Annotated in this window: 3 protein-coding genes; 2 read left to right on the top strand and 1 reads right to left on the bottom strand. The window is 39.1% G+C overall.

The genetic code is table 11. The features are described 5' to 3' along the window. Positions 1-125: 125 nt before the first annotated feature. Together LNP23_RS03770 and LNP23_RS03765 are read left to right on the top strand one after the other, a co-directional pair. Positions 126-3,983, top strand: a complete 3,858-nt coding sequence (locus tag LNP23_RS03770; protein ID WP_230003830.1) for a T9SS sorting signal type C domain-containing protein — start codon at positions 126-128, stop codon at positions 3,981-3,983. A 756-nt stretch (positions 3,984-4,739) separates the two neighbouring features. Continuing rightward, the gene (locus LNP23_RS03765; RefSeq protein ID WP_230003828.1) at positions 4,740-10,289 is read left to right on the top strand and encodes a T9SS sorting signal type C domain-containing protein; all 5,550 of its coding nucleotides are present in this window, start codon (positions 4,740-4,742) and stop codon (positions 10,287-10,289) included. A 478-nt stretch (positions 10,290-10,767) separates the two neighbouring features. Here the strand turns inward: LNP23_RS03765 and bioB are convergent, their stop codons facing one another. Next, positions 10,768-11,856 (bottom strand): biotin synthase BioB, encoded by a 1,089-nt coding sequence (bioB, locus tag LNP23_RS03760; RefSeq protein WP_047776607.1) that lies wholly within the window; start codon positions 11,854-11,856, stop codon positions 10,768-10,770. Positions 11,857-11,974 lie beyond the last annotated feature (118 nt).

Below are 11,974 nucleotides of genomic sequence, written 5' to 3'. Positions count from 1 at the left end.
TGCGTTTTCTTCAAATTGAAAATTAACATACCTTAAATATCCCGTCAAGTGGGTATTGTCAGATTTATAAAAGAAAAATAAATTGCAGTTAAATCTTACAACTATTTAATTCAATCTATCTGACTTTGATTAGAAATATAATTCTTTTAGTAATAGTAGTCAGTTTTATTAATAAAGCCGACTTGTATGCACAGCAAGGAAAAGTGGATAAGAACTTTAATGTACGTGATGACGGTACGATCGGGGATGGTTTTGATAATACCGTTAGAACCTTATTTTTGCAGTCCGATGAAAAGCTGATCGTAGGAGGTGATTTTCTGACTCTTAATGGAATACAACTCTCTTATTTGACTCGGTTGAATACAGACGGATCGATTGACGAGAGTTTCCAGATGGGAAATGGTTTCAACGGAAAAGTCTACAGCGTCTGTGTGCAACCGGATGGAAAAATAATTGTTGGAGGAAGTTTTACAGCTTACAACGGCGTCAGCGTGGGTCGACTAATTCGTTTAAATACGGATGGATCACAAGATATATCATTCAATACAGCAATTGCAGCTGCGACAGGAATCATCTATAAAGTGGGTTTGCAATCGGATGGAAAAATAATTATAGTGGGCAGTTTCACCAAATACAATGCCGTTACCGTAAATAGAATAGCACGTGTTTTACCCAATGGAACATTAGATCCCTCTTTTAATACAGGAACTGGGGCTTCAGCACTCATTACTAATATTGAAATTTTACCGGATCAAAAAATTATAGTAGCGGGAGCTTTTACTGTTTTTAATGGAGTTTCGGCTAACAGAATAGTCAGACTGCATTCTGATGGCAGAGTTGATGAACATTTTAGTATTGGAAATGCTTTTAATGATGATGTAAATGCAATAGCTGTACAGTCCGATGGAAAAATTATTTTAGGAGGAAAATTTACAAATTATAATGGAAACAGTGCCAATAGGATTATCCGGATCAATTATGACGGGACCCTCGATTCTGGTTTCCTATCAGGCTCCGGTCTCAGTAAAAATGCGGTTCAGGTGATCAAAATTGATGCTTCGGGGACTATTGCTGTTGGAGGGTCTTTCACAGGTTACTACAATAATAGTGAGGTAAACCGTTTATTTTTTTTAAATGCTAACGGAACGATAAGAAACGATTTCTATACTGGAGCAGGACCGGGATCTGCTTCCGTTTTAGGATTAGAGAGTACGGCAGACAGATCTTGGTATATCGCGGGATCATTCTCTGTATTTGATAGTCTGAATCAGGGTAGACTGACTAGAATTGATAGCGGAGGAGAACAGGATACCGGATATTTAGCTGCCGGAATTGGTTTTGATAATTCTGTTTTAAAAGTTTTGCCTTTGGCCAGTAAACAAACTATGGTATTTGGGAATTTTACCAGATTCAATGGAGCTTTTTCTTCAAGAATAGCCAGAGTTTTAGAAAATGGAACCTTAGATGATACTTTTAATTCCAAGCAATTGGGAGCGAATAACAGCATAAAAACGGCCGTTTTACAAGCCGATGATAAGATTGTTTTTGGTGGGAATTTTACAAAATACAACGAATCAACTTGCAATAGGATTGCTCGTATTTTAGCAGATGGAACCGTTGATTTAACATTTAGTTTAGGCTCAGGCTTTAATAATCAGGTTTATGCAATGGCACTTCAGCCCGATCAAAAGATAATTGTTGGCGGTAATTTTACGTCATATAATACTGTACAGGTTGGAAGAATAGTCAGATTGTTGGCAAACGGTTTGCTTGATGTTGATTTTAATGTTGGTTTGGGTGCCAATGCTATTGTAGAGGCCGTACTGGTTCAACCGGACGGAAAAATTCTGATTGGCGGACGATTTACTTCTTTTGACGGTACTATGGTGTCAGGTTTAGTACGTCTTCATGAGGATGGAAGTATAGATGCCACTTTTAACACAGGTAGTGGGTTTGATAAAAAAGTAAGTGCAATTGCGTTACAATCGGATCAGAAAATAATAGTAGGAGGGTCATTTTTAATGTACAATGGGACTCCACAAAAACGGATTCTGAGATTGAATTCCAACGGAAGTCTGGATACGACTTTTGATTCCGGATCCGGTTTTAGTAAAGGAGATGTTCTTAGTATTTTAGTACAACCCGATGATCGTATCCTAGTGGGAGGAACTTTTTCAGGAACTTATAAAAGTACAGCTTGCCTAAGGTTAATACGGTTATTAAAGTTGGGGGATTATGATAACAGCTTTCAGGCAAATTTAAACAATAAGGTACGCACTATGCATTTTACTGCTGATCGCAAACTTATGATTGGTGGCGATTTTAATTCCGTCTCCGGAGAATCAAAACATAGGGTTGCTCGTTTAAAAATTTGTTTAGAAGCGACCGATTGGAATGGTATCGCATGGTCAAATGGTTTTCCGTCCGCTGGAAAAGAAGTCACTTTTTCAGAAGATTATCCGGGTTTAACAGCGACAGCGATATGTAACTGTACAATCAAGGAAGGGAAGACCGTTACGCTTTTAAGTGGAAATACTTTAGGGGTTGAATTTGATTATAACGGTTTGGGGACACTGGTTTTAAATAATGCGGCCAGTTTATATCAAGATGATGATGAAATTGTAAATACGGGAATCGTACAAGTTCTAAGAAAATCATCTCCGATTTTAAAATTTGACTATACCTATTGGGCCTCTCCGGTAGTAGATCAAAAACTGATAGCTGTTTCTCCGAAGACATTATCGGATAAATTTTTCTCCTATAACTATGAATTAGATCATTGGAGCATTGAAGATCCGCAACATACTATGACCCCCGGAAAAGGATATTGCATCCGCGGACCTCAGGATTTTTCAGCTACAACAGCTTCGGCATATGATGCAATATTTAAAGGAGTTCCGAATAATGGAAAGATTAGTTTGGGTTTAGGAAAAGAGAATACTTTTAATTTAATTGGGAATCCTTATCCCTCAGCTCTTAGTGCGGATTTGTTTTTGGATAAAAACAGTCAAAACATCAAAGGAACTCTTTATTTCTGGACACATAATACTCCAATTAAAGATCATAAATATACTTCAGATGATTATGCAGTTTATAATTTGTTGGGAGGCGTAGGAACAAGAGCAGCACTTTCTTACGGAATAGAGGAGACCGCACCGGATGGAACAATTGCTTCAAATCAGGCTTTTTTTGTTGTAAGTAAAAATACGGGAGTTGTTGCGTTTGATAACAGCATGCGAATTATTGGTCAAAATACTTCTTTTTTTAAAACAGGGATAAATAATAAAAAGCAAATCAGAACCGGAATCGAAAAACACCGTATTTGGTTGGATTTTGAGAATAGGGAAGGCATTTTTAAACAAATCCTGGTTGGTTATGTGTATGGAGCACCCGATGTGTCGGTTGATAGTTTTAATTCGGAATCTTTTAAAGGAAATAAATGGGCAGATTTTTACAGTATTCTCGAAAATAAACATTTGGTAATTCAGGGAATAACAGCAGTATTTGACAAATCTGATTCAATTTCTCTGGGTTACGAGACTGCTGTTGAGGGGGAGTTTAGTATTAAAATTGCTAAAAAGGAAGGACTCTACGAGAACTTGAATGTTTATTTAGAAGACAAAACGAAGGGAATAACACATAACTTACGGGAAGCCCCCTATCTGTTTACCACTGAAAAAGGAGTTTTTCAGGAGCGTTTTGTAATACACTACACCGAAAAGACCTTAAAAAAGGAAGCTTTGGAGAAATTGGAAGACGGCGTTCAGATAACCGTAAAAGACAAGTCCATAAATGTAGTAGCAGCAAAAACGAACATTAAGTCAGTTCATTTTTTTGATGTTAGTGGAAAACTACTTTTTTATAAAGATAAAATCGATGCGAGGTCATTTCAATTTTCAAATCCGTCATGCAGCAATCAACTTCTAATAGTAAAAGTTGTTTTGGAGAACAATCATACTATAACTCAAAAAATAGTATTCTGATATTAATTAATTCAAGCCACAGGTTCTCTTATTTCTAAAATGAAACAAGTTATTAGGATTGTCAAAAAAAGTCTCACGCAGATTTTAGCAGATTGAAAAAAAATCCGCAGAATCTGCACAATCTGCGTGAAAAAATACCATTAACTTAATGATATTGAGCTAAAGCTGGAGGCTATTCAAATTAGGAAGAGATTGAAAAAGAATAATTAACTAGCAATTTGAGTTAATTAGAAGACTAGTCTCATGAAAAACATTTGATTCGATGCGATTATTTTTTGGGTTAGCTACATCTATGATGCAATACAGAATGTTTTCTTTTTCATGGCTTGAAAATCTCATTTTTTTATCAGTAAATAAAGACACTCGACAAAATGCGTTTTTTGCCGATGAACTACCGTTTTTAAAGGAGAATATGCTGTTTTTATATCAACGCATAATTATTTAAGTGTCTAATTCTTACAATTTTATGTAAAATATTTTGTTGTCTTGTAAATAAAATTGTACCTTGTTGCTATGCTTGTACGACAAACGTACCTATAAGCCCGACGAAGTACATCTCTTTTCTGTTTTTCTCTGCCAAAATATTGATTGCTATTTTAAATACCACAAATTAAAAAGCAGCATTTTAGTATTTTTTTGCTTTTAATTATAAGTTGATTTTGATAGTCAAAATTATTTTTTGAGGTATTTAGAGTTTCATTTTAACCAAACGTCTGTTTGGTTTTAATTTTTCTTTTTAACTTAAAAAGTAGTGCGATGAAAAAAAAATTACCAGCTTTCCCGCTTCAATTTTTAATGCATTGTTTTTCTCAAAAGAAGCTGCATTATAAAAAAACATCATTTCTAAAGGTAAAACTCTCCTTTCTGTTTTTATTTGTTTTTGGCTCTTTATGGGCGCAACCCCCTCACACCTTTACGGCTGATGGTTCATTAGTAGTTCCGGCTGGAATTACTTCGATGGACGTACAAGCTTGGGGTGGTGGTGGAGCTGGTGGAGGAGCCAGTGGAGCCGGATTATTAGCTGGAAGAAGCGGCGCTGGTGGTGGTGGTGGTGCTTTTGCACATGGTGCTATCACAGTTGTGGCAGGAAATACCTTGGCTGTTAAAGTGGCAGGAGTAACGACTGGTACAACAGCTACCGGTGGTAATGGTGGAAGTTCTACGATAACTGGTTTTGAAACGATTCTCTTAGCGGTTGGTGGACATGGAGGTGTTGCGAATACGGCAGGAGGAGCACCAGCCGGAGGTGCCGGAGGGTTAAATACGGCTTCGTTTGGTTCAATAGCAAAAACCTCTGGTGTCACAGGGGGAAATGGTGCTTCTGCTCTATTAAGTCTAGGACTCTCTTCGGGAGCCGGAGGAAAGGGAGGTGATACCGGAGGAGGTGCCGGAGGAGCTGCTCTGAGCAGTCTTTTATTGGGTAATGGCCCCGGAAATTTTGGAACTCCTCCTGGTGGAGGGGGGAGTGGAGCAATGAACTCAGCGTCGGGCGGCGCTCAGAGTGGCGGTAATGGCGCACGTGGTCAGGTTATCGTTACTTATACTTGTCCAACTTATAGTATTACAGGAATTTCAGGAGCAGGTGTTTGTAATTCGGTTGGGAGTACTTCCGTAATAACGGTAACTTCCAGCGCAGCTTCTTTACCTATTGGAGTTTATACAGTAACATATAATCGAACTAATCCCACCGGGACTGCACTTACTGCAGCTATGACGGTTACCTCTGCGGGAACGGGGACTTTTACAGCAGTTGGTTTGACTACTATAGGAACAAGTACAATTACTGTTACCAATCTTACATCGGGAGTGTGTTCTTCAAATATTGCGGCAAACAATACAACAAATGTAATTGTTTCTGCAACAACTGTTGGAGGAACTATAAGTGGCGCAAAAACAATTTGTGCAGGAGCTACAAGTGGTTTGTTAACTTTGAGTGGATATACCGGAACCATTTTAAAATGGCAATCATCAGGTCCATTTGGAACGTGGGATGATATTGTTAACACAGCTGCAACTTATACGTCAGGACCACTTACTGAAACGATAGATTTTAGAGCCGTAATTCAAAACGGTTCTTGTGCTGCTGTAAATTCTGCTACCGTTACTATAACGGTCAGTCCCTTACCACAGGGTAGTTTAACAGCCAATGGTCCGTTTTGTGCAACGGGAGCTGGACAATTAACTTTTACGGCAACCGCAGGAACAGGTCCTTATACAGTAGTCTATCAGGAAAATGGTGGTGCGAATCGTACGCAGACTAATGTGACCAGTGGTACCGCTTTTGCGACTTTTACTACTCCGGTTACAACTTCTACAACTTATACGTTAGTTTCTGTAACTGGGGCTGATATTTGTGCACGAAGTTTAGCATTTACAGGAGGCTCGGCAACAATAACAGTCAATCCTTTACCCCAAGGTAGTTTAACAGCCAATGGTCCGTTTTGTGTTACAGGTTCAGGGCAACTAACATTTACGGCAACCGCAGGTACTGGTCCTTATACTGTAGTGTATCAGGAAAACGGAGGCGCGAATCGTACGCAGACTAATGTGACCAGTGGTACCGCTTTTGCGACCTTTACAACTCCGGTTACGACTTCTACAACTTATACCTTGGTTTCCGTGACAGGAGCAAATAGTTGTGTTCGAAGCTCCGGATTTACGGGAGGCTCGGCAACAATTACGGTTAATCCATTACCTCAGGGTAGTTTAACTGCTAATGGTCCTTTTTGTGCAACGGGAGCTGGACAATTAACTTTTACAGCAACTGCAGGAACAGGTCCTTATACAGTAGTCTATCAGGAAAATGGTGGCGCCAATCGTACACAGACAAATGTGACCAGTGGTACTGCTTTTGCAACTTTTACGACTCCGGTTATTACTTCTACGACTTATATTTTAGTTTCTGTAACAGGGGCAGATACCTGTGTTCGAAGCTCCGGCTTCACGAGTGGTTCTGCGACAATTACGGTTAACCCATTACCTCAGGGTAGTTTAACAGCTAATGGTCCGTTTTGTGCAACGGGAGCTGGACAATTAACATTTACGGCAACCGCAGGAACAGGTCCTTATACAGTAGTCTATCAGGAAAATGGTGGCGCCAATCGTACACAGACAAATGTGACCAGTGGTACTGCTTTTGCAACTTTTACGACTCCGGTTATTACTTCTACAACATATACTTTGGTTTCCGTAACAGGGGCAGATACCTGTATTCGAAGCTCCGGCTTTACTGGCGGTTCGGCGACAATTACGGTTAACCCGTTACCTCAGGGTAGTTTAACGGCCAATGGTCCTTTTTGTGCGACGGGAGCTGGACAATTAACATTTACGGCAACCGCGGGAACAGGTCCTTATACAGTAGTCTATCAGGAAAATGGTGGAGCGAATCGTACACAGACAAATGTGACCAGTGGTACTGCTTTTGCAACTTTTACGACTCCGGTTACAACTTCTACGACTTATACTTTGGTTTCTGTAACAGGGGCTGATACCTGTATTCGAAGCTCCGGCTTTACTGGTGGTTCGGCGACAATTACGGTTAACCCGTTACCTCAGGGTAGTTTAACCGCCAATGGTCCGTTTTGTGCAACGGGAGCTGGACAATTAACTTTTACGGCAACCGCAGGAACGGGTCCTTATACAGTAGTCTATCAGGAAAATGGTGGAGCGAATCGTACACAGACTAATGTGACCAGTGGTGCTGCTTTTGCAACTTTTACGACTCCGGTTATTACTTCTACGACTTATACTTTAGTTTCTGTAACAGGGGCTGATACTTGTGTTCGAAGCTCCGGCTTTATTGGTGGTTCGGCGACAATTACGGTCAATCCACTACCACAAGGTAGTTTAACAGCTAATGGTCCTTTTTGTGCGACGGGAGCTGGACAATTAACTTTTACAGCAACCGCGGGTACAGGTCCTTATACAGTAGTTTATAAAGAAAATGGCGGAGCAGATCGTACGCAGACTAATGTGACCAGTGGTACTGCTTTTGCGACTTTTACTACTCCGGTTACAACTTCTACAACGTATACTTTAGTTTCTGTAACAGGGGCTGATACTTGTGTTCGAAGCTCCGGTTTCACGAGTGGTTCTGCGACAATTACTGTTAATCCATTACCGCAAGGAAGTTTAACAGCCAATGGCCCATTTTGTGCGACAGGTTCAGGACAACTAACTTTTACAGCAACCACGGGTACAGGTCCTTATACAGTAGTTTATAAAGAAAATGGCGGAGCAGATCGTACACAGACTAATGTGACCAGTGGTGTTGCTTTTGCGACTTTTACCACTCCGGTTACGACTTCAACGACTTATACTTTGGTTTCTGTAACCGGAGCTGATACTTGTGTTCGAAGTTCAGCATTTACAGGTGGTTCTGCTACTATCACAATAATTCCACAACCAACTGCGCCCGTTAATGGAGGAATTACTGATCCAACATGTCTAACGCCGACCGGTACGTTAGTTTTAAATGGATTGCCCAATATGAGTAATTATACGATAACGCAAAGCGGTTCTTTTCCCAATACTTATGCGGGAGGCGCTGGCCCCGATCCAACAACATATACAATTACCGGACTTGCACCCGGAACCTATAATTTTATTGTTCAATATAGTGGTAGTTGTGCTTCGCCACCCTTATCGAATATAGTTATAAATCCGCTTGTAACAAACACTTACACTACAGCAGGAGGCTGGTCGGGTGGAACGCCAACAATAAATCATAATATTATCTTTGCTGACGATTATGCGACAACAGGAGATATAAACAGTTGTACCTGTAAAGTAAATGCAGGGAAAAAAGTGACCATAAATGCATTAAACACGCTAACGGTAACTAATGCATTAACTGTTGATTCAGCACCGGGAACGGAATTACTGTTTGAGAATAATGCAAGTTTAGTTCAGGCAAATGATAATCCGTTACTGAATTCGGGCTCTATTAGTTACAAACGTACAGGTAAACAGATTTTTATATACGATTATATTTATTGGTCAACACCGGTGAGTCCACAAAAATTAGTAGATGTGTCACCCTTAACGTTATCCGATAAATATTTTAGTTTTAATGGAACAAACTGGGTGATGACCAGTTCCAATACCGAAATGATAATTGGTAAAGGTTATATTATTCGTGGACCTCAAAGTTATTCAAATACGGTAAGAGCCGATTATACAGCTCAATTTGTTGGCGCTCCAAACAATGGTGCTTTGTCCGGAGAAACAATGGATGCGGGTAACTTTTATTTAATCGGAAATCCATATCCTTCTGCTTTGGACGCGGATCTTTTTTTACCTGCAAATTCTTTTCTGGATGGAACTATCTTTTTCTGGACCCATAATACGCCTATAGGTAGAGTAGGACCATATAAATACAACGCAGATGATTATGCGAGTTATAATGTTGTTGGAGGTGTAGCAATATCTGCAAAAAGTGATCCCGGGCATACGGATAATCCGGCTACGGATGCCGGGGTTAAACCAACGGGTAAAATTGGGGCAGGACAATCTTTTTTCGCCACAACGGTTAGTGCCGGAACGGTCGCTTTTACTAATGCAATGAGGTTGGGGGGTGCGGATAACAGTCAGTTTTTTAAAATAAAAAATACTTCAAAAAATACCGATTTAGAGCGACATCGCATATGGCTTGATCTGGAAAATGAGGAAGGAGCATTTAAACAATTGCTGATTGGTTATGTGGAAGGAGCAACAAACGGTCATGATAATAGATTTGATGGTGTAACACTTGACGGAAATCCGTTTTTGGATTTTTATAGTATTAACAGTAACAAAAAATATGTTATCCAAGGGCGTGCGCTGCCTTTTTTAGATACCGATACAATTCCTTTGGGATATCGTTCTGCAATTGTAAGTGATTTTACTATTTCGATAGATGATTCCGATGGGAATTTGGTACATCAGGCCATTTATATCGAAGATAAAATAACCGGACAAATACATGATTTAAGAGAAAGTGATTATAAGTTTTCAACCGGAATAGGTGTCTTTGACGATCGTTTTATATTGCGTTATGTCAACAAATCATTGGGAGTTGGCGAGTTTGAAAATAAGGGAAAAGAGATTATTGTAAGCGCAAAAGATAAAATAATCAATATCAATGCTTCTGAAAGTACAATTAGTGAGATTCTTATTTTTGATGTAAGCGGAAACATGATTTATAAAAAATCAGCGATTAATGATCCGGCTTTTCAAATTGTAAATTTAAAATCTCAGGATCAGCTTCTTTTTGTAAAAGTTAAGTTAGAGAATAATACAGTATCAATTAAGAAAGTGATGTTTTAAAAGCTAAAACGAGTGTGATGACTTGTTTTTCTTGTAGAGTCGCAGTATTGCAAAGAATCAAACTTTGCGTTTCTGCGACTTTGTGAGGAATAATTTTCAGGTTCAAAGGAACAGAGGCAGAGTGAGACAAAGGTTAAAAAACTTTGCGACTCCTTCTATAGGTAAAACAAGTTTTTAAATACCTTTCCTAAATAAAGGTTTCTCTTTGTCAGACTGAGCGAAGTCGAAGTCAGACAAAGAGAAAAAACTTTGCGTTTTCGCCTCTTTGCGTGATTATTCAAAAAAAAGCGCTTTATTAATACTGATGAACGTAACAAGGGAAGATCCTTCCTTAGTCAGACCTGATGCAATTGTAAAATTTGTAAATAGAATCAGATTTTGAGATTTTCCCTTCTCATTTTTCTAAATAAAAAAATTGCTTTTGACATTAAGCCAAAAGCAATTTAAAATAGTATTTGAGATTTATAAAATCTTTATATTAAACTTTTGCTTTACCTGAAGCTTCAAGATTTCTTTCAATGCTGTGCCCCGGTCTTGACCATTTTGGTTTTTCACCCAGTGGGACAAATTGAGAATCAGCTGCTTCAACCGTTTTAGGTTGCGAAACTTTTGTAAAAGGTTTTTGTGGATTCAATCCTAATAATTCGAACATTTTCATGTCTTCGTGAACATCAGGGTTTGGTGTAGTAAGCAATTTATCTCCGGCAAAAATAGAATTTGCTCCGGCAAAAAAGCACATTGCCTGTCCTTCGCGACTCATATTGGTTCTTCCTGCAGACAAACGAACTTGTGTATCCGGCATTACAATTCTTGTTGTAGCAACCATACGAATCATTTCCCAGATTTCAACTGGTTTTTCATCTTCCATTGGCGTTCCTTCAACTGCAACCAAAGCATTAATTGGCACAGATTCCGGTTGTGGGTTTAAGGTAGAAAGCGCTACAAGCATTCCTGCTCTGTCTTCAATACTTTCACCCATTCCAATAATACCTCCGCTACAAACCGTAACATTGGTTTTACGAACATTTTCGATCGTTTCTAAACGGTCTTCAAAACCACGGGTTGAAATAACATCTTTATAATATTCTTCAGAAGTATCTAAATTGTGATTGTAAGCATATAAACCAGCTTCTGCCAGTCGTTGTGCCTGATTTTCGGTGATCATACCCAAAGTACAACAAACTTCCATGTCCAGTTTGTTGATGGTACGAACCATTTCTAATACCTGATCAAATTCTGCTCCGTCTTTTACGTTTCTCCAGGCTGCTCCCATACAAACACGAGATGATCCGCTTGATTTAGCACGCAAAGCCTGAGCTTTTACCTGACTTACACTCATTAAGTCGTTTCCTTCAACTCCGGTGTTATAACGCGCAGCCTGTGGGCAATAACCACAATCTTCAGGGCATCCTCCCGTTTTGATAGATAACAGTGTAGATACCTGTACTACGTTTGGATCATGGTTTTGTCTATGAAGTGTTGCTGCTTCATACAGCAAGTCCATCATAGGTTTATTATATATTGCGATTATTTCGTCTTTTGTCCAGTTGTGTTTCGTAATGCTCATTGATACATTTTTTTGATGCTCCAAAAGTAGTTAAATTGTTCTAATCAACCAATGATGTGTTCTGTAAATGAATATTTGATAGGCATTTTCAAAAAAGAAACACTCTAAAATCATAGAA

Origin of the sequence: Flavobacterium cupriresistens, assembly GCF_020911925.1 — a bacterium.
GTDB classification, from domain to species: domain Bacteria; phylum Bacteroidota; class Bacteroidia; order Flavobacteriales; family Flavobacteriaceae; genus Flavobacterium; species Flavobacterium cupriresistens.
This window is presented reverse-complemented; position numbering and strand designations above follow the sequence as displayed.

Excerpts from the sequence above, each read along its gene's own strand:
- bioB (WP_047776607.1), bottom strand. The coding sequence starts at position 11,856 with ATGAGCATTACGAAACACAACTGGACAAAAGACGAAATAATCGCAATA.
- LNP23_RS03765 (WP_230003828.1), top strand. The coding sequence starts at position 4,740 with ATGAAAAAAAAATTACCAGCTTTCCCGCTTCAATTTTTAATGCATTGT.